Consider the following 25454-nt stretch of genomic DNA (forward strand, 5'->3'; position numbering starts at 1 on the left):
TGCATTTATTCTTCTTGTTTCAACAATTCAGCCACTGCATCGCTCAAGTTGTCATAAATTGGAATTGCGGGATCGAGCTTGGGATCAGCTTCCGTTTTAGCGCCTTTACCGGTGCGTACCAGGATCGGCCGTGCACCGACCGCCATCGCCGCCTGTAGGTCGCGCAGACTGTCACCGATACAGGGAACTTTTTCCAGACTGGTATAGAAACGATCAGCGATTTGAAGTAGCAGACCGGGCTTGGGTTTTCGGCAATCACAGCCCGATTTTGGACCATGCGGGCAGAAAAACAGCCCATCGATACGCCCACCCTCGCTGGCCAGCGCCAGATTCATCTTGCGATGGATGGCATTCAGGGTATCGATCTTAAACAGTCCACGTGCCAATCCGGACTGATTGGTGGCGATCACCACCCGATAGCCCGCCTGGTTGAGTTTCGCAATGGCGGTCAGGCTGCCCGGAATGGGGATCCATTCATCAGGAGACTTGATATGAGTATCCGAGTCCTCGTTGATGACGCCGTCGCGATCCAGGATTATCAGCTTCGTATTATGCATGTAAGTATGTACTTACTACGGCTATATGCTTCATTTTCTGGACCAGGGTCACGTTAAACTTACGCCTGAAGTAGGGAAATGTCAGCAATGCCGAGAAACAGTGTGCTTAAACGCTTAAGCAGGGCCAGTCTGTTGGAGCGGATCGCCGGGTCGTCCGCCATCACCATCACCTGATCAAAAAACTGATCCACGGGCGCCTGTAATGTGGCAAGGCTCTGCAGTACCTGCTCATAAGAGGCTTCCGCCATCAGTGGCGCAATCTCATCCGCTTTCTGCTCGATTACCGCATAGAGCGCCTGTTCCTGTGCCGAGTCAAACAGCTCTGGATTGACCGCCGCCGGTATGGTTTGGTCACTTTTCCTCAGTATATTGTGAATGCGCTTGTTGGCTGCCGCCAACGCCTCGGCCGCATCCAGAGTGCGGAAGGTCACCACGGCCTGTATGCGCCGATCAAAATCGGCAATCGAGTCGGGTTGGGTGGCGGCAACGGCTTCGAACAGATCGACCGGGATCTGTTGCTCAAGGTAGATACCTTTCAGGCGTTCCAGCATAAAGCCATAGACCTGTTCGGCACAATCGGGCTCTGTAATCGCCGCTTGCAGTTGCTCCGTGGCCTTTACCAGCAGTTGCCGGAGGCTAAATGTAAGTGAGTGCTCACGTATGATGCGTAGTGCACCCAATGCGGCACGGCGCAGTGCAAACGGGTCCTTGTCGCCGGTCGGTTTCATGCCGATGCCGAAGATCCCGACCAGGGTATCCAGGCGTTCGGCCAGAGACAGTGCGATGCCGGTGCGGGTCCGGGGCAGGGTATCGCCGGAGAAGCGAGGCATGTAAAACTCGTCCAGCGCCTGTGCGATCTCGTCGGATTCGCCATCCCGTTTCGCCTGGTAGCGTCCCATGATGCCCTGCATCTCGGGAAACTCGAACACCATCTCGGTCATCAGGTCACAACGGCTCAGCATGCCGGCCTTCTCCGCCGCAGCCCGGTCCCCGCCGATCTGGTCGGCAATGATGCCTGCCAGAGCGGCGACCCGGACACTTTTGTCATGCATGGAGCCCAGCTTCTGCTGAAACAGAACGCTCTTGAGGGAGTCGATGCGGCTGTCGAGGGTGCGTTTGCCGTCCTGTTGCCAGAAGAACATGGCATCGCTCAGGCGGGGTCGTACCACACGCTCGTTACCCTCCTTGATCAGTTCCGGCTTCGGACTGTCGATATTGGCTATGGTGATGAAGTGATTCATCAGCCGATCCTGCTGGTCAACCAGATGGAAATATTTCTGGTTCTTCTTCATGGTGCTGATGAGCGCCTCATGGGGTACTTCCAGGAAACGCTCCTCAAAGCCTGCCGAGATGGGTACCGGCCACTCCACCAGACCGGTCACCTCGTCTAGCAGGGCCTCGTCGATTGGCGCCCGGCCACCAATGGCCTCGGCAGTCTGGGCAACCTGCTGGCGGATCTTTTCCCGGCGTTGGTTAAAGTCTGCGATCACCCGGCCCTGTTCCTGCAGTAGCTCGACATATTGGGCCGGATTCTCAATACGGATAGGCTGGGGGTGGTGGAAGCGGTGGCCCCGGGTCAGATTGCCGGCATCGGTATCCAGCAGTCGACAGGGAACCACTTGCCCGCCCAACAGGAACAGCAGCCACTGTACCGGACGCACAAACTGCGCCTCTGATGCGCCCCAGCGCATCCGCTTGGGAATGGGCAGGCGGTTGAGCGCCTCCTCGGCAATCGCGGGCAGCAGCTCCGCGGTTGGTTTTCCCTGCTCCTGAAGCTTGTAGACCAGCCATTCGCCCTTATCGGTAGTGAGCCGTTCCAGTTGGTCGACGCTGGTGTTACAGGAGCGGGCAAATCCCTGTGCTGCCTTGGTCGGGTTGCCCTCGGCATCGAAAGCGGCCTGAACGGCAGGTCCCCGGCGTTCGGTCTCGCGATCCGGTTGGGCTGTGCTACAGGCCTCTACCCGCAGGGCGAGCCTTCGCGGGGTGGCATAGGCATGCACCGCTCCATGTTGCAGGTTGGCGCGCTCCAGACCTTCCACAAATGTGGTGGTCAGGGCATCAGAGAGTTTTTTCAGGGCGACCGGAGGCAGTTCTTCGGTGCCGAGTTCAAACAGCAGATCGGCACATTGACTCGCGCCTTCCACGGCGCGATCCCCGCGGGAGGCCTCCGGCCGTCCAATTTCATTCCCGACGAAATTGTCAGCCATGGGCCAGCTCCTTCGAATTCTTCAGCATGGGGAAGCCCAGTTTTTCCCGGGCATCGTAATAGGCTTGGGCGACAGCCCTGGCCAGGGCGCGCACACGCAGTATATAGCGTTGCCGTTCGGTCACCGAGATGGCGTGCCGGGCGTCCAGCAGATTGAACGCATGGGATGCCTTCAATACCTGTTCGTAGGCGGGTAGCGGGAGGCCCAGCTCGATCAGCTTGCTGCTCTCCTTTTCACACTGGTCGAAATAACCAAACAGGAATTCCACATCCGCGTGTTCGAAGTTGTAGGCGGACTGCTCTACCTCGTTCTGATGGAACACATCGCCATAGGTGACCGGACCCTGGGGACCCTGGGTCCAGACCAGATCGAATACACTCTCCACATTCTGCAGGTACATGGCGATACGCTCGAGGCCATAGGTGATCTCACCGGTCACCGGCCGGCAGTCGATACCCCCTACCTGTTGAAAATAGGTGAACTGGGTGACCTCCATGCCGTTCAACCACACCTCCCAGCCCAGACCCCAGGCGCCAAGCGTCGGCGATTCCCAGTTGTCCTCGACAAAACGGATATCGTGCACCTTGCTGTCGAGACCGAGCATCTCCAGGGAGCCCAGATAAAGTTCCTGGATGTTCAGCGGCGACGGTTTCAGCGCCACCTGGAACTGATAATAGTGCTGCAACCGGTTGGGATTGTCGCCATAGCGGCCATCGGTGGGGCGGCGAGAGGGCTGTACATAGGCGGCATTCCAGGGCTCCGGTCCGATGGAGCGGAGGAAGGTGGCGGTGTGAAAGGTTCCGGCGCCCACCTCCATGTCATAAGGCTGCAGGATCACACAACCCTGTTCCGCCCAGTAACGCTCGAGGGCAAAAATCAGGCCCTGGAAGGTGGAGGAGTCAGGGCCATTGTTCGAATTCGTCATGGTTCAGGTTAAGGCTCTATATGAAAAGGAAAAAACGGATCGCGCCAGTATATCGTTTTGACGCTGGATTGTTGAGTCTTTGACCTTCGGGATCACTCGCCTCATTGACCCGGTTCTATATAAATCCTCGCAAAGACACAAAGATAGCGTATCGGCTCCAGATCCCGGTCTTCCGGCACTCTGGCTGTCTTCGCCAGAACAGTTTTGTCAAATGACGCTGCCTGGTTAATCCTGTCACCGATCCAGAGAGCGCGGAAACGGGTCTTGTCAGCCGGTGCGGATGCCCAGCCGGCTTCCGTGAATTGAACATTTCTTTGAAGTGAGGTGAGCCAACAGCATACAATATCAGGCCGAGACGCCTCCAGACTTTAATACCATCATGACTAGACAACGCAAGGCCGTAGCCCTCATCTCCGGTGGCCTGGACTCATTGCTGGCCGCCAAAGTGATCCAGCAGCAGGGAATCCATGTGGAAGGAATCAACTTCTTCACAGGGTTCTGTGTGGAAGGCCACACCCACGCCATACGCCAGAAGGACCGGGCCAGGCCCAAGCGCAACAACGCCCTGTGGGTGGCCGAACAGCTGGGAATCAAGCTGCACATTATCGATATTGTGGAGGAGTACAAGGACATCGTGTTCAATCCCAAACACGGCTATGGGGCGAACCTGAATCCCTGCCTGGATTGCAAGATCTTCATGGTGAAGAAGGCCCAGGAGTGGATGGCAGAAAACGACTTCGATTTTATCATTACCGGTGAAGTGGTCGGTCAGCGCCCCATGTCCCAGCGCAAGGACACCATGCCGGTGGTGGCGCGGGATTCCGGGGCGGCGGATCGCCTGGTCCGGCCGCTGTCGGGCCAGAACCTGCCGGCGACCCTGCCGGAGCGCGAAGGTTGGATCTCCCGGGACAGGCTATACGGATTCAATGGCCGCAGCCGCAAGCCACAGATGGCGCTGGCGGAAGAGTTTGGGCTGAAGGATTATGCCCAGCCGGCCGGTGGCTGCTGTTTTCTGACCGATGCGCAGTATTCGGTCAAGCTGGCCGACCTGTGGCGGGCGCGGGGTGAGAAACAGTATGAGATGGATGACATCATGTTGTTGAAGGTGGGACGGCACCTGCGACCACGGCCGCACTTCAAGGTGATCATCTCCCGCGAAGAGGGTGAAGGTAACTTTCTGCAAGGGTATCGCAAGCAGTTTGTGAGTCTCCTCACCACCAGCCATGCCGGACCGTTGGCACTGTTGGATGGAGCAGTGAATGATGACGATATTGCGCTGGCAGCCCGGCTGGTGGCCCGCTACAGCCAGGGCAAGCAGGCGGATCTGGTGGAATTGACGGTTACCGGCCTGGATGGCCGCCAGCAGCAGTTGTCGGTCAAGCCACTGGGCGCGGACGAGATTCCCCAGGAGTGGTACATATGAAACCTGTGATTGTGGATGCACGGCGGCTGCTCTGCCCGATGCCGGTCATCCGGGTGCAAAACCGGGTCAAGGAGTTGCCACCGGGTACCCGGGTCGAGGCCATCTGTACCGATCCCGGTGCACTCAATGATATTCCGGCCTGGTGTCGCATCAATGGCCATAAGCTGATCGAGACGCGCACGGAAGATAACGAGTACATCATCGTGGTCGAGGTGGGTGAGGACAGCTGACCCAATGAATCAGGTTATCGATCCAAAGCGCCTCCGCTATCAGGCCATCCAACGTGTCACCGTAGTCGGTGTGTTGGTCAATCTACTGCTGGCCGCGAGCAAGACCATTATCGGTATTGCAGCCCAGTCCCAGGCGCTGGTGGCGGATGGCATACACTCACTTTCCGACCTGTTATCGGATGGCCTGGTCTACTTCGCCGCCAAACAGGCTAATCATGGCCCTGACGAGGCGCACCCTTACGGCCATGGCCGGTTTGAAACCGCGGCGACCCTTGGCCTGGGCATCCTGCTGGCGCTGGTGGCCATCGGCATTACCTGGGATGCGGTGGGGCGGCTGTTTACCCCGGAGGCCCTGCTGCACCCGAAGCCGCTGGCTCTGTATGCCGCCCTGTTCTCCATAGTGGCCAACGAGGCGCTCTACCATTACACGGCGGCGGTGGCGCGCAAGATTAAATCAGATCTGTTGCAGGCCAATGCCTGGCACCACCGATCGGACGCCCTCTCATCGGTGGTGGTATTGATCGGCGTGGGTGGGACCATGGCCGGACTGCCATATCTGGACGCCATCGCCGCTGTCGGTGTCGGCCTGATGATCGCCAAGATCGGCTGGGATCTGAGCTGGCCGGCATTTCAGGAACTGGTGGATGAGGGGCTGGACGAGGAGCGTCTGGAGAGTATCCGCGCGATTATCCATCAGATCGGCGGTGTCATGGATATCCATATGCTGAGGACCCGCCGGATCGGTGGTGAAGCGAGCGTTGATGTACATATTCTGGTCGAGCCCTGGCTGAGTGTTTCAGAGGGCCACATGATCGGGCAGATGGTGATCGATCGCCTGCTGGATGAGATTACCGAGGTGATGGACGTCACGGTGCATATCGATCCGGAAGATGACGAGAAGGCAATACCCTGCGAGGGTCTGCCGCTCAGGGCGGAAGCGGAAAAACTGCTGTCGCAGCAGTGGCGCGGTATTCCCGGCGCGGAAAAACGGCGGCGGGTCGTGCTCCATTATCTGGCAGGGAAAATCAATGTGGATGTCTACTTCTCCCTGGACGATTTGTCAGACGGAGAGGCGCAGGAGAAATTTACCCGGACACTCCAGGAGAAGGCGGCCGAGCGGCCGGAATTTGGAGTGGTCAGGGCCTATTATGGGTAACCGCACCATTATGGTGCATATACGGCCGCACTCGCTTTATTTTGGTGCGTCTGCCCTTTGGGGCGAAGCCGGGATGCGTCCTGGGGATACGCGGGCTCAACGGGACTGTTACTGCGCAAGGTGTGCTAATCCCCTGTAATCATTTCTGTTTCCCGCCCCTGGTGGAATCGTAGTAAAATCCTCTGTCCGGTTGGGGAGGGGGAGTCAACAGATACCCTAACCGTGGCACAGTACTTGCTAAACACAGGACATGCTTTGGTGCCCCGTAGGGGTGTCCCAAATCGCAAGAATCTTTAATTGATGGCCACGCTGTGGTCCGCATAATCTCAAATACTAACTGCTGGAGAACCTCATGGCCTCAAAAGTCCTGAAGATGATCAAAGACAACGAAGTGAAGTTCGTCGATTTCCGCTTCACCGATACCCGTGGTAAAGAGCAGCATGTCTCCGTACCGGCTCACACCATCGATGAGGACCTCTTCACCGACGGCAAGATGTTTGATGGTTCCTCCATTGCCGGCTGGAAAGGCATCAATGAATCCGACATGGTACTGATGCCGGACCCCGAGACCGCGGTGCTGGACCTGTTCGCGGATGAAGTGACCCTGAATATCACCTGCGACATCCTGGAGCCCTCCACCATGGAAGGTTACGAGCGTGACCCCCGCTCGGTGGCCAGACGTGCCGAGGCTTATCTCGCCTCCACCGGCATTGCCGACGCCGCATTTTTTGGCCCTGAGCCCGAGTTTTTCATCCTGGACGATATCCGCTGGGGAGCCGACATGAGCGGCGCCTTCTACAAGATTGATTCGGAAGAGGCTGGCTGGAACTCCGAGCGTGTCTATCAGGATGGCAACATCGGCCACCGTCCGGGTACCAAGGGCGGCTATTTCCCGGTACCCCCGGTCGACTCCCTGAACGATATCCGTGCCGCCATGTGTCTGGCGATGGAAGAGATGGGCGTCCCGGTCGAGGTGCATCACCACGAAGTGGCCACTGCTGGACAGTGCGAAATCGGTACCAAGTTCAGCACCCTGGTGCAGCGCGCCGACTGGGTGCAGGTACAGAAGTACGTGACCTGGAATGTGGCCCACGCCTATGGCAAGACTGCTACCTTCATGCCCAAGCCGCTGGTGGGCGATAATGGTTCCGGTATGCATGTGCACATGTCCCTGGCCAAGGGTGGCGAGAACCTGTTTGCCGGCAACCTGTACGGCGGCCTGTCCGAGACGGCCCTTTACTATATCGGCGGGGTTATCAAGCATGCGCGTGCGCTGAATGCCTTTACTAATCCCTCCACCAACTCCTACAAGCGACTGGTACCGGGTTTTGAAGCACCGGTGATGCTGGCCTATTCCGCCCGTAACCGTTCCGCTTCCATCCGTATCCCGTTCGTCAACAGCCCGAAGGGTCGCCGCGTGGAGGTCCGCTTCCCGGATCCTACCGCCAACCCCTATCTGGCCTTTGCCGCCCTGATGATGGCTGGTCTGGACGGTATCCAGAACAAGATCCACCCGGGTGAGGCGATGGATAAGGACCTGTATGACCTGCCCGCCGAAGAGGCCCTGTCCATCCCAACCGTCTGCCACAGCCTGGACCAGGCGCTGGAAGCACTGGATGCTGACCGCGAATTCCTCACCGCTGGTGGCGTGTTCACGGACGATCTGATTGACGGATTCATCCGCCTGAAAATGGATGATGTGACCCGTCTGCGCATGACCACCCATCCGGTGGAGTTCGACATGTACTACAGCCTGTAAACGGACGGTAGTAACCGTGCTAAAAACGCCCCCGAATCGGGGGCGTTTTTTTTCCAAGGTGCATCGCCGGGAATGACGCTTGTCACCGTTTTGATACGCCTGATCGAGAGAGCTGTTGAGGCGGCACCGGCAGTGAGCTATCCTCACCCTATGAGAAGCGTCTTCTTCATCTGTTTGATGTCACTGGCACTCTGTGGTCAGGCGGCCATCTATAAATGGGTTGATAGCAGGGGTGACGTGCATTATTCCGACACTCCGACCCGGGATTCCGAGGAGATCAAGCTCTCGGACCCTACCATATACACTCCATCAAGTACCGGTTCTCAGAGCGGCAGTGCCGCCACCGGCACAAGGCCGCCCGAGGGCATAAACTACAGCAGTTTCGTTATCCTTGCGCCAAGCAACAATGAGGTGGTGCAAGCGAATGGCGGATCTATCACCATCCGTTTTCAGGCACAGCCGGGATTGCAACCGGGGCACTATATACAGGCGGTCCTGGATGGGCGGATTCTTGATCAGCGAGTCACCGGCGCGACCCTGCAGCTGAGCAACGTCGAGCGCGGCGGGCATATGGTGCATGCCAGTATCCATGATGCCGCCGGTCGTCTGTTGGTCCGCTCCAATATTGTGCAGTTTTTTGTCCGCCAGGTTTCTCTGGTGGAAGATGGCAAGACCCCTGAGCCGCCGCCCTCCGGTAGCGGTAGCAATGGTGGCGATGCACCCCAGTATAAGCCAGGAGATGCGCCGGACTATTCCGGCAAGCCAGCCGCCAATCCCGGTTCTGATGCCAGTGATTACAATTCACCACGCAAACCCATCTCCTCTACGCCGGGCCAGTCCAATCCGGCGTTCAAGCCCAATTATTAGGCCTTTTCCAGCATAAGGCTCGGTACTTTTGTCGGAGACCCTCTGTTTCCGATCAAGCCCCGCCTGAGCTTTCACAGAATTGCCTGATTTCTCACCACCACCCACAAAGGGTTCTCCACCCGCGCACAGACCGCTCCTACAGGACACCCCTCGAAACCAAATCCATACCCGGGCATCACCCGCAGATAGCCAATTATTGCCCGTATTTCTGCTCGGTCTCTATTGTCCGTCCCATCCATGCACTAAAATAGTGCATGGATGGAGTGATGCGCGAACCCGCAGTTGCACCAGATATCCCGCCACTCCTTGCTTCCCGGCGAAAAGTATGTGCATACGACTCTTGGTTCGTTTTTTGCAGCAGGTAAAGCGATGAAGGATATGATTCACACCACAGAGATTTCCCGGCAACGGATACTCGAGAACCTGAGCAGTGCCGTATTGCTATTCGACCGGTCGCTTTGCCTGCAGTATATGAACCCGGCGGCGGAGATGCTGTTTGAAGTCAGTTTTCGCCACATGCTGGGTAACCCGGCTGAATCACTGATCCAGTGTCCCGAGGGAGTGACCCGCCAGCACCTGGAGCAGGCGTTGCATACCGGTCACCATTTCACCGAGCGTGAACTGAGCCTGCCCCTGCCGGATGGCAAGCGGGCCACCGTGGATTGCACGGTAATACCGCTTACCGACAGTGAGGGCGATGCAGGGTTGCTGGTGGAGATCCAACAGATAGATCGCCAGTTGCGCATCAGCCGTGAGGAGCAACTGCTGTCCCAGCATCAGGCCGCCCAGGAGCTGATCCGGGGGCTGGCCCATGAGATCAAGAATCCGCTGGGTGGGCTGCGTGGCGCGGCCCAGTTGTTGGAGCGGGAGCTGGTCGATCCGGGGCTGTGTGAATATACCCAGATCATTATCAACGAGGCCGATCGGTTGAAGAATCTGGTTAACCAGATGCTGGGGCCTGATCGTCTGCCCAATCTACGGGAAGTGAACATTCACACACTGTTGGAACGGGTACGCAACCTGGTGCAGGCGGAATCCGGGGAGCGGATTTCCATTACCCGGGATTATGATCCCAGTATCCCTGATCTCTACGTGGACAGCGACCGGATCATCCAGGCGTTGCTGAACATCCTGCGCAATGCCGCCCGCGAGATCAGTAACCATCCGGAAGGCCGCATCGTGCTACAGACGCGGATTCTGCGCCAGTTCACCATCGGCAACCGGCGTCATCGCCTGGTGGTCCAGATAGGTATCGAGGACAACGGGCGGGGTATTCCGGAATCGATTCGCGAGAAGCTTTTTTATCCCATGGTGACTGCCAGCGAGGATGGTGTCGGTCTCGGCCTCACCATCGCCCAGTCACTGATCAATCAACACGGCGGGCTTGTGGAGTGCACAAGCGAGCCGGGAAAGACACTTTTCAGTGTGTTGTTGCCAGTGGAGAATCCAAATGCCGCCAACTAACTCTGTCTGGGTCATTGATGATGACCGGTCAATCCGCTGGGTGCTGGAGAAGGCATTCGAGAAAGCGGGTATGGCGGTGAAAAGCTTCCCCAGCGCCGATGGGGTGATGGAGGCGCTGGGTCTTGAACAGCCGGACGTTATTGTCTCCGATATCCGCATGCCCGGCATGGACGGGCTCTCGCTGCTGGAAAGAATTACCGCCGCCCATCCCAATCTGCCGGTGATCATCATGACCGCTCACTCTGATCTGGACAGCGCCGTGGCGGCCTTTCATGGGGGGGCCTTCGAGTATCTGCCGAAACCGTTTGATGTGGATGAAGCCGTTGATCAGGTGTCGCGTGCCTGCCGAAAGAGCCGTAGCAGCCTGGCTCAGGTGGACGAGCTGCAGTCCAGCCCGGAAATTATCGGTGAAGCGGCGGCCATGCAGGAGGTGTTCAGGGCGATCGGGCGGCTGGCCCGCTCCAACATCACGGTGCTGATCAATGGTGAATCCGGTACCGGCAAGGAGTTGGTTGCCCAGGCGCTGCATCGGCACAGCCCGCGCGCCAAACAGCCATTTATCGCCCTGAATATGGCGGCCATTCCGAAGGACTTGATGGAGTCGGAGCTGTTTGGCCATGAGCGGGGTGCCTTTACCGGTGCCCAGGGACGCCGGGTCGGCCGCTTCGAACAGGCGGATGGCGGCACCTTGTTTCTGGATGAGATTGGCGATATGCCACCGGAACTGCAGACCCGCCTGCTCCGAGTATTGGCGGATGGTGAATTTTACCGGGTCGGTGGACATGAGCCGGTGAATGTGGATGTACGTATCATAGCCGCCACCCACCAGAATCTGGAGCAGCTGGTTAAGCAGGGGCGTTTTCGTGAGGATCTCTTTCACCGGCTCAATGTGATAAGGATTCACATCCCCTCGCTGCGTGAGCGACGCGAGGATATCGGACTGCTGATGCGTCATTTTCTATCCCTGGCCGCGGAAGAGCTGGGAGTGGAGAGCAAGACCCTGCTGCCGGAGACCCTGGCTACCCTGGAGCGATTGAATTGGCCGGGTAATGTCCGGCAACTGGAGAATACCGCCCGCTGGCTGACCGTGATGGCCTCCAGCCAGGAGGTGCATATCAAGGACCTGCCGCCGGAACTGCTGGAGTCGGAGGAACCCAGGGCCCAGGGCGATGACTGGCGCGCATCGCTGCGCAGTTGGGTGCGCACGCGGCTGCAGCAGGGACATGAGGCGTTGCTGGATGAGGCAACCCCGGTATTTGAAACCATCATGATTGAGTCGGCCCTGGAGCAGACTGGCGGTCGAAAGCAGGACGCTGCTAAACTACTGGGCTGGGGCCGCAATACCCTGACCCGCAAGATCAAGGAGCTGGGTCTTGAAGGTAGTGATGTATGACAGCAAACTTCTAGGAATATCAAATGGATAGCAGCAGTATTGAATTATCCGGCTCGACCGTTGAAAGCATTCGGGTAGAGGGCGGCACGGTCACTGTGCGATTCTCCCCCGCCCATATTGTCAAGACCATCTCCGGCTCCGTTGAGCGAACTCGCTGGCGACAATCAGGCGAGCTGGTGTTTACCGACGCAGCGGTGGAGGAGGCGCCACCCGAAACCCCCGCTGTCTGCGAGGGTGGGGATGTGGGACAGAGCGTCTATACCTACCGGGATATGATACCGCTGCCGTTCGAGGGTCGGGGCCGGGTCTATTGTGACCTGCGCTTAACCGGGACGGATCAGCATCTGAAGGTGGTCGGAGAGGCGGTTAAACTGAACATGGAAGATCGTCCCTACTACATCGAGCATATCCGCCCGAGCTGACCCCGGGACTGGTCGGTTGCGGGGTCCGATTGGATACAGCACCCGGCAGGTACCGGGTGATCGCTAGCGCGGTAATCCCAGACCCCTGATAGGGACCAGCAGCTCCGGTGCATCCCACTCCCGGCTACCCAGGGCCCGGTAAACCAGGCGGCCCTGTGGATCCACCACATAGGTTATCGGCAGGCGCGTGGCCTTCCATTGGGTGGAGACGGTGCTGTCCGGGTCGAGCAGGACAGGAAAATCCAGAGGCTGTTCCTGCAGGAACTTTTCCACCTTGTCGGCCCGCTCGCCTGAATTGATGGCGATCAGCGCAACATCATACTTTTTCAGCCAGGCGGCGGCCCGGTTGAGTGAGGGCATCTCGCGACGACAGGGGGGGCACCAGGTAGCCCAGAAATTGACCACCAGTACCTTACCACGGTAGTCGGCGAGGGATATCCGGTTACCCCCGGTATCCTGCAACGTGAAGGCGGGGGCCTCAGTCGGGGGATCGACCGGGGTCAGCAGGCGGGCGGCGGACGCGGAACCGGCCGTCAGCAGCAGCCCGAGGAGGAGGGTGAAGAAAACCTTCAGCGCATTCATTCAGCTTTTCCAAAAGGTTGGGGTTTACGATTTTCCGTGGTCAGGTATCAGATGTTCAGCAAGGACTGGGCGTGGGCAATCTGGTCCTTGGCCTGTTCCAGGATCTTCAGGCTCATGCGCGGTGTCAATTCACCCAACTCAAGACGCCTGTGGGCCGGTACCTCGTCAATCGAGGGCAGATGCCGACCCTTGTTGTCGCCGATATAGCTGTGCAACTGGGCGATAATCACCAGATCGCAGTAATCGGGTGCAGTACCCTTGTTACGCATCCACTCTTCCGCCTCCAGCGCCGTAATGACAAAATCCGAGGGAAAGCCCCATTTATTCAGAATCATGCTGCCGATTTCCGCCCGCAGGTTGTGCACAGCCCGGTCCAGCGGTTCCTCGTGCATGGCCTCATCGGGAAAATTTTGCGCATAGTTGAGGATGGCCACAACTCCGATATCATGCAGCAGACCCACCAGCATGGCGTGTTCGGCCTTGAACCGGGAATCCTGTTTGGCCAGAACATAACAGATGGCGGCAACACGTGTGCTGTGTTTCCAGAGCGCCTTCATGCGGTTATTCAGCAGCGCTGAATCGGTCTGGAACAGCTCCCGCAAGGCGAACGAGAGCACCAGTTTGTGGGTCACATCACCCCCCAAACGGACTACTGCACCGCTACAGGTTTCCACCGGATTACGCCGGCCATAGATTGCGCTGTTTGCCGCCTTGATCAGTTTGGCCGTGATCACGGGATCGATCTGGATGATCTCGGCAATGTCATGGGCGTCACTGACACCGTCCTCCAATGCCCGGCCAATGCGGATGGCAACCTCCGGCAGGCTGGGCAGCTTCAACCGGTCCTGCTTCAGGTCGGCCAGCAGCAGGGTTGAGAGTTGATCCTCGAAAGCACTGGATTCGTTCTGAAAATCGCCACTTACCTCATAGCCCTCGACCCCGCTGGCTGAGCCGTGGTTCTGGGCGATATCCTCAAGATAAGCATTGTCTATCACCAGATAGCGCACGGCAGAGTGCGCCATGACCCGGTATTTGCGGGGCCTCAACTGGGCGATGGGTGATTTTGCGGAGGCGTCATCGGCCTTGATCTCACGCCGGTGATTGTCAGCGGAGTCGAGCACCAGGGTCCCCTGCAGCAAAAAGTAGGTATTGTTATCATCACTGCCGAGCTCGATCAGCACCTCCTTCGGAAGTGCCGTCCTGATTTCGGCAACACCGGCAAGCAGAACCTGCTGCTGTTCGCTGAGCGCCTGCAGCGGGATAAAGTGTTTCAGCTCATCGGTAGTGGGACGAATTGATTTGCGATCCATTTGCTAAACCCTGTAAACGTCTTCCCGTCCTCTCCGGAACCGGGCTCTGATTGATCCGATTGACCTGCACGGAAACAACCTTGGCGGGTTGTAAACTTACCTGTCGGTCTGTTCAGCAGCCGTTTTTTGCCGGCCGGGGACTATTCAGCGTCAAGGTACCGGTCAACTGCCTGACTGATGGCAAGTCGTGTCTTTCAAGATAGGCTTTTATACCATGGTTTATCTTGCCGCAGATCAAGGGGTCATAAAAGAGTGCGGTACCGATGCCGACCGCGCTGGCGCCGGCAATCAGAAATTCAATGGCGTCTTCGGCACTGGTGATGCCACCCTGGCCGATAATGGGAATTCCGTGATCGCGGCACACCTGATAGACCTGATGGACCTTCAGCAGGGCGACCGGTTTGATGGCCGGACCGGACAGTCCGCCCTGATTGTTGCCAATGATGGGTGTGCGACTTTCGATATCGATGGCCATACCCATCAGGGTGTTGATCACCGCGAAGGCATCGGTGCCGGCCTCGATACAGCCGCGGGCGTTGGCGGCGATATCGGTCTGATTAGGCGAGAGCTTGGTGATCAGTGGCTTGCTGGTAAGCCGTCGGCACGCCTCGACCACGCGGGCGGACATGGCCGGGTCATTGCCGAAGGCGACACCCCCTTCCTTGACATTGGGACAGGAGATATTGATCTCGATGGCATCGATAGGGGAGTCGTCGAAGCGGCGGGTCACCTCTTCATACTCCTCGACGGTGGAGCCGGAGACATTGGCAATAAACCGGGTTTCGGAAAAGTCGAGGGTCGGCAGGATCTCCCGCACCACCTTGTCCACGCCGGGGTTCTGCAGCCCGATGGCATTGAGCATGCCCTCGGGGGTTTCATAGATGCGGTGCGGCGCGTTACCCAGGCGCGGCTCGCCGGTGGTCCCTTTCAGACAGATCGCCCCCGCATCGCGGTTGCTAAAGCCGGCTACCCGTGTGTACTCTTCGCCGAAGCCGACACAGCCGGAGAGCAGTACCAGGGGTGTGTTGAACCTGAGTCCACAGAAATCAACGGCAAGGGGCGAGTCACTAATCGTCATCAAATGGTTCCAATGTCATGTTTAATGTAGCGCTGTATGAGCCGGAAATCCCGCCCAATACAGGTAATATCATACGCCTCTGTGCCAACAGCGGCAGCCGGCTCCATCTTATCCATCCACTGGGCTTCACCCTGGAGGACAAGCAGTTGCGGCGGGCGGGTCTGGACTATCACGACCTGGCCTGTCTGCAGGAGTATGCGGATATGGCCGAGTTTCTGTCACAGCATGGCCAGCAACGGTTGTTTGCCTGTTCCACCCGGGGCAAGCGCTGTTACAGCCAGGTCACCTATCAGCCGCAGGATATCCTGTTGTTCGGACCGGAAACCCGGGGTCTGCCCCAGGCCCTGCTGGACCAGCTGCCGCAGGAGCACCTGATCCGGGTCCCGATGCAGGCAGGCAACCGCAGTCTGAATCTCTCCAACGCGGTGGCCATCATCCTCTACGAGGCCTGGCGCCAACAGGGATTTGCCGGCGCCCGATAGCCGCGTGTTCAACCGGCCTCGGGTCGGGGATCCCGGTCCAGCAGCGCCTGCACCGCGGTCCGGGGATCGAGACCCTCATAGAGGACGCGCTCAATCTGCTCGGTGATCGGCATCTCCACGCCCAGGGCACAGGCCCGGTGGTAGATCTCCCGGGTGGCCATAATCCCTTCCACCTCCTGACCGATCTCCTGCCTGGCCTGTTCGATGGTCAGTCCACGTGCCAGTGCCAGGCCCATGCGCCGATTCCGCGACTGATCATCGGTACAGGTCAGTACCAGGTCCCCCATACCTCCCAGACCGATAAAGGTCTCCATCTTTCCGCCCAAGGCCAGACCCAGGCGCATGATCTCATTCAGTCCCCGGGTGATCAATGCGGCCCGGGCGTTGGCGCCGAAGGCAAGACCATCCGAGATACCGGCACCTATTGCCATGACATTTTTGGCTGCGCTGCCGATCTCCAGTCCGATCACATCATTGCTGGTGTAGGCGCGGAAGCAGTCGGAGTGGAGATAGCCGGCGATCCGCTCGGCGAAATCCGTCGAAGCGGAGGCGACGGTGACGGCTGTCGGCAATCCGGCCGCCACCTCTTTCGCAAAACTGGGGCCGGAAATGACCGCCATGGGGCGCCCCGGGCCCAGAATTTCCTCCGCCACCTCGTGGAGCAGACGCCCCGAAACGGGTTCCAGCCCCTTGGTGGCCCAACACACTCCGGCGGTGTCCGCCAGCAACGGGGCAACGGTCTTGAGGACTGATGCAAAGGCGTGACTGGGCACAGCGATCAACACCTCATCAGCGCCACGCAATGCCGCCGCCAGGTCAGCCGTCGGGGTTAGCTTTTCCGGGAACTGGATACCCGGCAGAAAGGTGCTGTTTTGACCTTCCTGTGCCAGCTTGTGCACCTCATCAGGCAGATGTCCCCAGAGCCGCACCCGGGCGCCATTGCGCGCCAGCAGGATAGCCAGGGCGGTACCCCAGGAGCCGGCGCCGATGACGGCAAAGACGGGCGGTCCGGACATCGGCAATCAGTGGGTTGCCGGCTCTGCGGCCTGCTGCTGATTAGCCTGTTCATGCCGATGCTGGGCGTACAGCTGATCGAAGCTTACCGGTGTCAACAGGAGTTGCGGGAAACTGCCCTTGCTGACCAGGTCGGAGACGACCTCCCGGGCATAGGGAAACAGGATATTGGGGCAGTAGGCACCCATCATGTGCCCCATCTCCTCCTCCGGGAAGTTACGCACGGTAAAGATACCGGCCTGCTGCACTTCCACCAGATAGGCGGTCTTCTCCGCCAGTTTTGTGGTAACGGTGACCGTCAGTACGACTTCGAACAGGTCATTGTCCAGCTTGGTGACGTTGCTGTTCAGGTTCAGGCTCGACTCCGGTTTCCACTCCTGGGTAAAGATGGCGGGAGAGTTGGGTGTCTCGAAGGAGATATCCTTCACATAAATACGCTGCAGTGAGAACTCGCGGCTCGGTTCGGTCGCTTGGGCATTTTCTGTCATGGCTTGAATCTCGGTTGTCAGTCAGTCTTGTGGAAACGGAGGGTTATTTTTTGCTGATGGGCAGGCTGTCACTCTGCCAGGCCAGCATTCCGCCCTGCAGATTATAGACCTGCTCAATTCCGGCATCCCGGAGAACCTTGCAGGCAGCCGCAGATTGCGCACCGGAACGGCAGACGACAATAATCGGCTTGCCCTTGTGCTTGGCCACCTGATTGATCTGATTCTTCAGGGCCGTGGTGGGAATATTGATGGCATTGACGATATGGCCATTGTTGAAATCGCCAATTGGCCGCACATCCACGACCACGGCGTCCTCACGATTGATCAACTGGGTTGCCCGCAAAGGCGCAACGGAGGATTTGCCCCCCATGCTGGCCAGCAGATTCTGGACGATCAATACCAGCACCACCACCAGGGCGGAGAATAGGATAATGTGGTTTGTGATGAATTCGATAAGTTGTTGCATGAATCTCGGCTGCCGGATCTGGTTAATAAAGGGGTCACAAGGGAGGCACATTCTAGACCAGGGGGCTGGGCGGTACCACGGTTTGTGCAGGAAATCGTAATACCGTCTCCGGACCGGGGCCGGCTGGCGGGTAAATCGGGTGTGGTGTCGGTGGCATGGGCAAGGTTTCCGTTCCAGGCATGCCCTTTCACCCGACCCTAAAGCAAAACGGGAATACAAGCTTCCCGTTTCGTTCCGAATTCCGGCATTTATGCGCCCGATCAGTGTCCGTGTGAGCAGAACACCTCGCGCATCATGCCGATCAGCTTCAGGGTGCGTGAATCGCTGACCCGGTAATAGACCCGGTTGGCATCCTTGCGGGAGGCCAGGATCCCCTTATCCCTGAGAATGGCCAGATGTTGTGAGATATTGCTCTGCGAGGTGCCCACATGCTCGACAATCTCCTGAACGCTCACCTCTTCATCACCCAGGGTGCAGAGGATCTTGAGTCGCAGGGGGTGCGACATGGCCTTGAGCGAGCGGGATGCGCGCTCGATATCCTCATCATCGGCCATCAGGTCGACATCGCCATCAAAATTGTGTCTCGACTCAAGCACAGGGACCTTGGGGCTTCCAAATTTATGTTCCATACACACCGGACCTTGGTTAATACAACTGTAATGATCTAAATCGACAAACGTTGGATATCAGATAATGGGCATGGACCCATGGTTAAGCGTGACAACAGGGGCTGAGACCCCACTACAGCCTATCTCCGGTACTGCTGACAACCGACTGAAACACAACGACTCTTTATAAAGATACAATAATAAACTGTTTTACGTAAATTTATCCCGTTTTTCAATCAGTATAAATAGTTTTCCCATAATTAATGTCTGGTTTTAATCTTGCAGACTTAATGTTGAAGTAGCCAAAATAGTGTAATATCGCGGCTATTTTCAATGAGTTAGCCTTAACTTTAGGCGGACCACTCAAGCGGAGTCGGAAACGGACATGTCGTTCAGAGTAAAACCTGCAGTGCTGCTGATCATGGATGGCTGGGGATACAGTGAGGATCCCCGGTCCAATGCCATTATGGCCGCCGAAACACCGGTATGGGATCGCCTGTGGGAGCAGTGTCCGCATACCCTGATCAGCACCTCCGGTGCAGAAGTGGGGCTGCCGGATGGCCAGATGGGCAATTCCGAGGTCGGGCATCTCAATCTGGGCGCCGGCCGGGTCGTCTACCAGGAGTTTACCCGGGTCAGCCGTTCGGTACGCACCGGCTCTTTTTTCACCAATCGAACCCTGGTCGACGCAGTCGACCGCGTTATTGCAGAGGACAAGGCGGTGCATATCCTGGGCCTGCTCTCCCCCGGCGGGGTGCACAGCCATGAAGAGCACATCCACGCCATGGCCAGGCTGGCGGTGGAACGTGGCGCCTCGCGCGTCTATGTGCACGCGTTCCTGGATGGCCGGGACATGCCACCCAAAAGTGCGGCCGCATCCATTCAGTCGCTGAATCGGGTATTTGCCGAGCTGGGGAAAGGGCGGATCGCCTCTATCGTCGGGCGCTTCTATGCGATGGATCGGGATAATCGCTGGGATCGGGTACAGCAGGCCTACGACATGCTGGTGCTGGGCCAGGCCGAGTTTTCAGCGACGGATGCGGAGACGGCCCTGCAGCAGGCCTATGACAGGGGTGAAACGGACGAGTTCGTCAAGCCCACCTGTATCCTGTCGCCCGGGGAGGCGGCGGTTACCATTGAAGACGGGGATGCGGTTCTGTTCATGAATTACCGCTCCGATAGGGCCCGGCAGTTGACCCGCTCGTTTATCGATCCGGGGTTTGAAGGCTTTGTGCGCTCCAGGGTTCCCCGCCTGAGCAGTTTCGTCAGCCTTACCGAATACAGCAAGGAATTCGACATCCCGGTGGCCTTTCCATCCGAGCGGCTGGAAAACGTCTTCGGCGAATACATCTCCAAACTCGGACTGCGGCAACTGCGCCTGGCCGAAACCGAGAAATATGCCCATGTCACCTTTTTCTTCAATGGTGGACGTGAACAGGTGTTTGAAGGCGAGGAGCGGATTCTGATTCCCTCACCCAAGGTGAACACTTACGATCTGAAGCCGGAGATGAGCGCCCCGGAAGTGACGGACGCCCTGGTTGATGCGATCAAGAGCGGCAAATATGACGCCATTATCTGCAACTATGCCAATTCCGACATGGTGGGACATACCGGCAAATTTGCTGCGGCAGTCGCGGCTATCGAGGTATTGGACCATTGTCTGGGGCGGGTGGTGGAAGCGCTCCGCCAGGTGGGTGGCGAGATGCTGGTCACCGCCGATCATGGCAATGCCGAGCAGATGGAGGATGCGGAAAATGATCAACCGCACACCGCCCACACGCAGAACCCGGTACCCTTGCTCTATGTGGGCCGACCGGCCCGCCTGGACAAGAATGGTGCCCTGTGTGACATCGCTCCGACCCTGTTGACCCTGATGGGGCTGGCGGTGCCTTCCGAGATGCGGGGACATAATCTGCTGGAAATGACCGAACAGGATGACACGACCGGTTTACAAAAGGGCTGATGGCTCCTGACTCCTTCCGGCGGATGGCGATTGCCCTGATGCTGCTTGTGGCGGTTCCGGGCGGTCTGTCGGCCGCTTCCGAGGAGGAGTTGATCAGCAGCCGGGAAGGGGAGCTGAAGCAGCTGCGGGGGGAGATCTCCACGTTGCAGAATCAACTCGGCGGTCGCGAGCGCGAGCGTCAGGCCCTGCAGGGGCAGTTGCGGCGTGCGGAAACGGAGATCGGCAAGACGGCACGTCATCTGCGGGTACTGGCCACCAGCCTGGAGCGGCAGCAGCGCCTCCTGGATCAACTGCAGGAAGAGCGCAACGGTCAGCTTAAGGCACTGGAAGCCAACCGCCTGGCCTTGAAACAGCAGATGCGCTCGGCCTACGCCATGGGCAGGCAGGAGCGCCTGAAGATCCTGCTCAATCAGCAGGACCCCGCCGTGGTAAGCCGCCTGCTGGTCTACTACGACTACTTCAACCGATCCCGTGCCGAGCAGATCAGCCGGCTGGGCAAGGCGCTGGAAGCGCTGCAGGAGACCGAATCCACCATACAACTGGAGAGTGAACGGATGCGCGAGACCCAGGCGCGGGCGCTGGAGGAGCAGCGCAGCCTGGATCGGGAACAGAACCAACGACAGCAGGTACTGGCGTTGCTGAATCAGGAGATCGAAAGCAAGGGGCAGATGCTCCAGGGCTACAAACAAAATGAGCGGCAACTGCAAAGCCTGGTTAAAAAGCTGCAGTCAGAGCTTGCCAGCCTGCCGATCGAAACTGAAAAACACAAGCCGTTCAAACAGCTGAAGGGCCGTCTCAAGTGGCCAGCCAAGGGGCGGCTGGCCACCCGTTTTGGAGATTCCAGGGCCGGAAACCTGAAGTGGGACGGGGTGGTGATAGCCGCCAGCGAGGGGGTGGACGTCCGGGCGGTGCACCATGGCCGGGTCGCCTTCGCCGATTGGCTGCGTGGTTTTGGCCTGTTGTTGATTATCGATCACGGCGACGGCTACATGAGTCTCTACGGCAATAACCAGAGCCTGTTCAAGGAGGCCGGTGACTGGGTTGAGCCCGGCGAGCCGGTCGCCCTGGTGGGTAACAGTGGTGGCCAGACCAATCCGGGGGTATATTTTGGTATACGCTACAATGGTCGACCGGTGAATCCCAAACAGTGGTGTGAGGCGATACGTGGCAACCGGGTAGGCGACCTGGGACACCCGTCCTTAATGGAACCGGTGCAACTGGCCACCCTGCACCATTCCGGTTCCTTAGTCAGTAAAACGATGCCGGTGCGGCAATCGAAGCAGAGAAGCAAGGTATGAAGAGAAGATTTGACTTGGCACGTTTACTGATCCTGGGTTTAATCCCGGGCGCTCTGCTGATCCTGGCTTCGGGCGCCTTTGCCGAGGAGCCCAAACCACCACTGCCAATGCAGGAGCTGCGCGCCTTTGCGGAGATATTCGGGCGCATCAAGGAGAACTATGTCGAGCCGGTGGATGACAAGTCCCTGCTGGAGTATGCCATCCGAGGCATGCTGGCCGGGCTGGATCCCCACTCCTCCTATCTGAATGAGGAGGAGTTTGCTGATCTTCAGGCCGGTACCAGTGGAGAGTTCGGTGGTTTGGGGATCGAAGTGGGGCAGGAGGACGGCTTCGTCAAGGTCATATCGCCCATTGATGATACGCCGGCCCAGCGGGCAGGCGTCAAGGCCGGTGATCTGATCATCCGGCTGGATGAAAAACCGGTCAAGGGCATGAGTCTGGAAGAGGCGGTCAGCCTGATGCGCGGCAAGCCGGGCACCGAAGTGATACTCACCATTGCCAGGGAGGGTGAGGAGAAGCCGCTGCGCATCACCGTGGTTCGGGACATCATCAAGGTGGCCAGCGTCAAGGGGCGGATGCTGGAGGAGGGGTTTGCCTATGTGCGGCTTTCCCACTTTCAGGCCCGCACCACGGATGACATGCTGAAAAAGATCAGTCAGTTGAAGGCGGAGTCCAAGGACGGCATCAGGGGTCTGGTGCTGGACCTGCGCAATAATCCCGGCGGCATTCTGAATGGGGCAGTGTCCATCAGCGACGCCTTTCTGACCGATGGAATTGTGGTCTATACCCAGGGGCGCAACGAGGAGTCACGGCTCGATTTCAATGCCGCGCCGGACGATGTGCTGGATGGCGCACCAATTGTGGTGCTGGTCAACGGCGGTTCCGCTTCCGCCTCGGAGATCGTTGCCGGGGCCCTGCAGGATCATCGCCGGGCCATCATCATGGGGAGTCAGACCTTTGGCAAGGGGTCGGTGCAGACAATTATCCCGGTCAGCAAGACCGCCGCGGTCAAGTTAACCACCGCGCGCTATTTCACCCCGTCCGGCCGCTCCATCCAGGGAGAGGGAATCAAGCCGGACATTGTGCTTTCCGATGCCAAGCTGACCCGTAATGAGACAGACGAGTCCACCCGCATCAAGGAGGCCGATCTGGCCGGCCACCTGGAGAACGGCAACGGCAATGCGGCACCCGAGGCGGATCCGGCCAGGCCCACCCCGCCGGCGCCGAAGGTCGCGCGTGTGCCGGATATTGAGGACGACTATCAGCTGAGCGAGGCCCTCAATCTGTTGAAAGGCATCAGTATCTATAACAGCTGGAATTGAGATGGGCCGCGGAAAGGTGCCTCAGCTGACACTCCTGCTGCTGTTGCTGGGCCTCTCCGTATCGGTGTGGCCGGCGGGGCAGTCGCCCCAGCCGGTGATCACCATTATTATTGACGATATGGGCAATCACGGGGGCTGGGGTGATGCCGCCCTGGCCATTCCCGGCCCGGTCACCTACGCCTTCCTGCCCCACACCCCACATGCCGACCGGCTGGCACAGCAGGCGCATGCCTCGGGCAAGGAGGTGATGCTGCATCTGCCGATGCAATCCCATGAGGGTAATCGGCTTGGTCCCGGCGCACTGACCCTGCACATGACCGAGGCCGCCTTCAAGCGCACCCTGATTGACAACCTGAATGCCATCCCCCATGCCCGGGGACTCAACAATCACATGGGTAGCCTGCTGACCCGGCATCCCGGTGCCATGGCCTGGCTGATGCAGGGGCTGCGTGAGCGGGGTGATCTGTTCTTCGTCGATAGCCGCACCACCCTGGCGACGGTGGCCCGGCAGCTGGCGCTGGAGTATGGCGTGCCGAGTGCCAGCCGGGACGTGTTTCTGGACAATGACCGCAGCCTTGAAGCCATTGACCGGCAGTTTGTCCAACTGCTGAAGCGCGCCCGGCGTCAGGGCTATGCGATTGGTATCGGACACCCCTATCCCGAAACCACCCAGGTGCTGGCGCGCCGGCTGGGGGAGTTGACGTCAGCGGGTATCCGGCTGATACCAGCCTCGGAAATGATTGAGTACCAAAGGAGCAGAACGCTATGGCACGCATCCTCGTCCCCCTCGCCCACGGTTGCGAAGAGCTCGAAGCCGTAACCATTATTGATCTGCTGAGAAGGGCCGGCCTGGAGGTGGTCAGCGCCGGGCTCGAGCCGGGGCCGGTCAAGGCCAGCCGCGGCGTTGTACTGCAGCCGGATGTGCTGCTGGACGCGGTGCTGGATCAGCCCTTCGACATGGTGGTACTGCCGGGTGGACTGCCCGGTGCCGATCACCTGGATCGGGATCCGCGGATTCACGCCTTGCTGCGGCGGGTGGCGGCGGATCGGGGCTTTATCGCCGCCATTTGCGCGGCGCCCAAGGTAGTGGCCAATGCGGGGCTGCTGAAAGGCCGCCAGGCGACCGGCTACCCGGGAGTGCTGGAGAGCCTGCAGCTGCACGATGTTCGGGTTGGCTCGTCTGCCGTGGTCCGGGATGGGCCAGTGATCACCTCCCGGGGACCCGGCACCGCAATAGATTTTGCCCTGGCACTGATCGAGGCCCTGGCGGGCCGGGAGAAACGCGACGAAGTGGAGGCCGGACTGGTCCGCTAATCGCCCAGATTGGTGCCGACCCGTTTGGCACTGACGATCCAGGGATGATCCAGCGGCACCAGTTTTTTGCGTCCCGCCACCTCCTCCAGCGGTACCGGGACCGCCTGCTCCCCGGCCGCGGCCACCATCACCCCGTACTGCTCCCCGGCCACCAGGTCGGCACAGGCGCTGCCCAGGCGCGTGGCCAGCAACCGGTCGGCTGCTGACGGCGCGCCGCCCCGTTGTACGTGGCCGAGGATGGTAACCCGGCTCTCCAGGCCGGTGAGTTGCTCCAGCTGCTCGGAAAGCTGTACCGTGTGATTGCCTAGGTGGTCCGCCTCCAGTGTGGCGAGCCGCTGTTTTGCCCGGCGTTTCTCCTTCTTGTTTCGGGCAGCTTGTTTCTGCTCTTCGGCGGCCCGGATCAGGAGTGTCTGCTCCAGCGAGCGGGCGCCTTCGGCCACCGCCACGATACTGAAGCTCTTGCCGTGCCGTACCCGCTGGCGGATGGCCTCGGCGACCCGCTGGATGTCATAGGCTATCTCCGGCAGCAGGATCACATCGGCCCCGCCGGCGATCCCGGCGCCCAGGGCTAGCCAGCCGGCCCGGTGTCCCATGATCTCCACGACGATAATCCGGTGATGGCTGTGGGCGGTGCTGTGCAGCCGGTCGATCGCCTCGGTGGCGATGCCCAGCGCGGTATCGAAACCGAAGCTGGTGTCGGTACAGGCCACATCGTTATCGATGGTCTTCGGCAGAGTGATGATGTTGAGACCCTGCTGCTTCAGGTGCAGGGCATTTTTCTGTGTGCCCCCGCCGCCCAGGCAGATCAGCACGTCCAGTCGGTTCTCCCGGTAACTGCGGACAATGGTTTCGGTCATGTCGGTGGGTCTGCCGTCCATCAGCATGCGGTGGGGCTTGTCGCGGCTGGTGCCGAGGATGGTGCCACCCAGGGTCAGTATGCCGGACAGTCGGTCCCCGTCCAGGCGCATGGAGCGGTTCTCCATCAGGCCGCGAAAACCGTCGCGAAAGCCGATCATCTGCATGCCGTAATGACCCTGCACACTCTTGCCGACGCCGCGAATGGCGGCATTAAGTCCCGGACTGTCACCCCCGGCGGTCAATATACCTACCCGTTTACTCACTGTTT

At 59.1% G+C, this 25454-nt stretch carries 25 protein-coding genes; 14 read left to right on the plus strand and 11 right to left on the minus strand.

Features of this window, described 5'->3' with window-relative positions; genetic code table 11:
- Positions 1-5: 5 nt before the first annotated feature.
- Genes gmhB through glyQ form a run of 3 tightly spaced genes read right to left on the minus strand, consistent with a single transcriptional unit; the run spans position 6 to position 3689 of the window.
- A complete protein-coding gene (gene gmhB, locus ACHZBF_RS17445) occupies positions 6-557 on the minus strand; it encodes a D-glycero-beta-D-manno-heptose 1,7-bisphosphate 7-phosphatase (RefSeq protein WP_273440385.1) in 552 nt (183 codons plus the stop codon).
- Positions 558-616: 59 nt separating this feature from the next.
- A complete protein-coding gene (gene glyS, locus ACHZBF_RS17450; protein WP_321529134.1) occupies positions 617-2764 on the minus strand; it encodes a glycine--tRNA ligase subunit beta in 2148 nt (715 codons plus the stop codon).
- Complete coding sequence (glyQ, locus tag ACHZBF_RS17455; RefSeq protein WP_321529135.1) at positions 2757-3689, minus strand: glycine--tRNA ligase subunit alpha; 933 nt, start codon at positions 3687-3689, stop codon at positions 2757-2759. Before glyQ ends, glyS begins: the two co-directional genes overlap by 8 nt.
- A 379-nt stretch (positions 3690-4068) precedes the next feature.
- Between glyQ and ACHZBF_RS17460 the strand changes: the two genes are divergently transcribed.
- From ACHZBF_RS17460 to ACHZBF_RS17495, 8 genes are all read left to right on the plus strand, one after another.
- The gene (locus ACHZBF_RS17460; RefSeq protein ID WP_321529136.1) at positions 4069-5112 is read left to right on the plus strand and encodes a tRNA (5-methylaminomethyl-2-thiouridylate)-methyltransferase; all 1044 of its coding nucleotides are present in this window, start codon (positions 4069-4071) and stop codon (positions 5110-5112) included.
- Positions 5109-5342, plus strand: coding sequence for a sulfurtransferase TusA family protein (locus ACHZBF_RS17465; protein ID WP_029132175.1), 234 nt, complete (start codon positions 5109-5111; stop codon positions 5340-5342). Before ACHZBF_RS17460 ends, ACHZBF_RS17465 begins: the two co-directional genes overlap by 4 nt.
- Positions 5343-5346: 4 nt before the next feature.
- The gene (locus tag ACHZBF_RS17470) at positions 5347-6498 is read left to right on the plus strand and encodes a cation diffusion facilitator family transporter (protein WP_321529137.1); all 1152 of its coding nucleotides are present in this window, start codon (positions 5347-5349) and stop codon (positions 6496-6498) included.
- 352 nt (positions 6499-6850) lie between these two features.
- A complete protein-coding gene (gene glnA / locus ACHZBF_RS17475) occupies positions 6851-8257 on the plus strand; it encodes a glutamate--ammonia ligase (RefSeq protein ID WP_029132173.1) in 1407 nt (468 codons plus the stop codon).
- Between the two features lie 72 nt (positions 8258-8329).
- Positions 8330-9124: a DUF4124 domain-containing protein gene (locus ACHZBF_RS17480; protein WP_273440389.1), complete on the plus strand. Its 795-nt coding sequence runs from the start codon at positions 8330-8332 to the stop codon at positions 9122-9124.
- A 369-nt stretch (positions 9125-9493) separates the two neighbouring features.
- The gene (gene glnL, locus ACHZBF_RS17485) at positions 9494-10588 is read left to right on the plus strand and encodes a nitrogen regulation protein NR(II) (protein ID WP_321529138.1); all 1095 of its coding nucleotides are present in this window, start codon (positions 9494-9496) and stop codon (positions 10586-10588) included.
- Complete coding sequence (gene ntrC, locus ACHZBF_RS17490) at positions 10575-11981, plus strand: nitrogen regulation protein NR(I) (RefSeq protein WP_321529139.1); 1407 nt, start codon at positions 10575-10577, stop codon at positions 11979-11981. Before glnL ends, ntrC begins: the two co-directional genes overlap by 14 nt.
- Positions 11982-12004: 23 nt before the next feature.
- A complete protein-coding gene (locus ACHZBF_RS17495) occupies positions 12005-12403 on the plus strand; it encodes a hypothetical protein (protein WP_321529140.1) in 399 nt (132 codons plus the stop codon).
- 63 nt (positions 12404-12466) lie between these two features.
- Here ACHZBF_RS17495 and ACHZBF_RS17500 read toward each other — a convergent pair whose 3' ends face one another.
- The 3 genes from ACHZBF_RS17500 to ACHZBF_RS17510 form a co-directional block, all read right to left on the minus strand.
- The gene (locus ACHZBF_RS17500) at positions 12467-12985 is read right to left on the minus strand and encodes a peroxiredoxin family protein (RefSeq protein ID WP_029132168.1); all 519 of its coding nucleotides are present in this window, start codon (positions 12983-12985) and stop codon (positions 12467-12469) included.
- A 47-nt stretch (positions 12986-13032) separates the two neighbouring features.
- The gene (locus ACHZBF_RS17505) at positions 13033-14295 is read right to left on the minus strand and encodes an HDOD domain-containing protein (RefSeq protein ID WP_273440394.1); all 1263 of its coding nucleotides are present in this window, start codon (positions 14293-14295) and stop codon (positions 13033-13035) included.
- 112 nt (positions 14296-14407) lie between these two features.
- Positions 14408-15373 (minus strand): dihydroorotate dehydrogenase, encoded by a 966-nt coding sequence (locus ACHZBF_RS17510; protein WP_321529141.1) that lies wholly within the window; start codon positions 15371-15373, stop codon positions 14408-14410.
- Positions 15374-15390: 17 nt separating this feature from the next.
- Here ACHZBF_RS17510 and trmL point away from each other — a divergent pair, with 17 nt between their 5' ends.
- The gene (gene trmL / locus ACHZBF_RS17515) at positions 15391-15855 is read left to right on the plus strand and encodes a tRNA (uridine(34)/cytosine(34)/5-carboxymethylaminomethyluridine(34)-2'-O)-methyltransferase TrmL (protein ID WP_321529142.1); all 465 of its coding nucleotides are present in this window, start codon (positions 15391-15393) and stop codon (positions 15853-15855) included.
- An 8-nt stretch (positions 15856-15863) separates the two neighbouring features.
- On the opposite strand, the gene ACHZBF_RS17520 is transcribed toward trmL, so the two are convergent.
- The 4 genes from ACHZBF_RS17520 to ACHZBF_RS17535 all read right to left on the minus strand — a co-directional run bounded on the left by ACHZBF_RS17520 (position 15864) and on the right by ACHZBF_RS17535 (position 18377).
- Positions 15864-16871: an NAD(P)H-dependent glycerol-3-phosphate dehydrogenase gene (locus ACHZBF_RS17520; RefSeq protein ID WP_321529143.1), complete on the minus strand. Its 1008-nt coding sequence runs from the start codon at positions 16869-16871 to the stop codon at positions 15864-15866.
- A gap of 6 nt (positions 16872-16877) precedes the next feature.
- Positions 16878-17357, minus strand: a complete 480-nt coding sequence (gene secB, locus ACHZBF_RS17525) for a protein-export chaperone SecB (RefSeq protein WP_029132163.1) — start codon at positions 17355-17357, stop codon at positions 16878-16880.
- 43 nt (positions 17358-17400) lie between these two features.
- A complete protein-coding gene (locus ACHZBF_RS17530) occupies positions 17401-17823 on the minus strand; it encodes a rhodanese-like domain-containing protein (RefSeq protein WP_273440398.1) in 423 nt (140 codons plus the stop codon).
- 260 nt (positions 17824-18083) lie between these two features.
- Positions 18084-18377 (minus strand): ArsR/SmtB family transcription factor, encoded by a 294-nt coding sequence (locus tag ACHZBF_RS17535; protein WP_037374648.1) that lies wholly within the window; start codon positions 18375-18377, stop codon positions 18084-18086.
- Positions 18378-18816: 439 nt separating this feature from the next.
- Here ACHZBF_RS17535 and gpmI point away from each other — a divergent pair, with 439 nt between their 5' ends.
- The 5 genes from gpmI to ACHZBF_RS17560 are packed head-to-tail and all read left to right on the plus strand — an operon-like array spanning position 18817 to position 24328.
- Positions 18817-20394 carry a 2,3-bisphosphoglycerate-independent phosphoglycerate mutase gene (gene gpmI / locus ACHZBF_RS17540; protein ID WP_321529144.1) on the plus strand — a complete coding sequence of 526 codons (1578 nt, stop codon included), beginning with the start codon at positions 18817-18819 and terminating at the stop codon, positions 20392-20394.
- Complete coding sequence (locus ACHZBF_RS17545; RefSeq protein ID WP_321529145.1) at positions 20394-21692, plus strand: murein hydrolase activator EnvC family protein; 1299 nt, start codon at positions 20394-20396, stop codon at positions 21690-21692. Before gpmI ends, ACHZBF_RS17545 begins: the two co-directional genes overlap by 1 nt.
- Positions 21689-23014, plus strand: a complete 1326-nt coding sequence (locus ACHZBF_RS17550; RefSeq protein WP_029132160.1) for a S41 family peptidase — start codon at positions 21689-21691, stop codon at positions 23012-23014. The genes ACHZBF_RS17545 and ACHZBF_RS17550 overlap by 4 nt, the downstream gene beginning before the upstream one ends.
- A gap of 1 nt (position 23015) precedes the next feature.
- On the plus strand, positions 23016-23834 hold the full coding sequence (locus ACHZBF_RS17555; protein WP_321529146.1) for a divergent polysaccharide deacetylase family protein: 819 nt from the start codon (positions 23016-23018) through the stop codon (positions 23832-23834).
- Entirely contained in the window at positions 23780-24328 is a 549-nt protein-coding gene (locus ACHZBF_RS17560) for a DJ-1 family glyoxalase III (protein ID WP_321529147.1), read from the plus strand. Before ACHZBF_RS17555 ends, ACHZBF_RS17560 begins: the two co-directional genes overlap by 55 nt.
- Here the strand turns inward: ACHZBF_RS17560 and ACHZBF_RS17565 are convergent.
- Complete coding sequence (locus ACHZBF_RS17565) at positions 24325-25449, minus strand: 6-phosphofructokinase (RefSeq protein ID WP_029132157.1); 1125 nt, start codon at positions 25447-25449, stop codon at positions 24325-24327. The two genes, ACHZBF_RS17560 and ACHZBF_RS17565, sit on opposite strands and share 4 nt — an antisense overlap.
- Between the last annotated feature and the right edge of the window lie 5 nt (positions 25450-25454).

This window comes from Sedimenticola selenatireducens, assembly GCF_963675335.2.
Lineage (GTDB): Bacteria > Pseudomonadota > Gammaproteobacteria > Chromatiales > Chromatiaceae > Sedimenticola > Sedimenticola selenatireducens.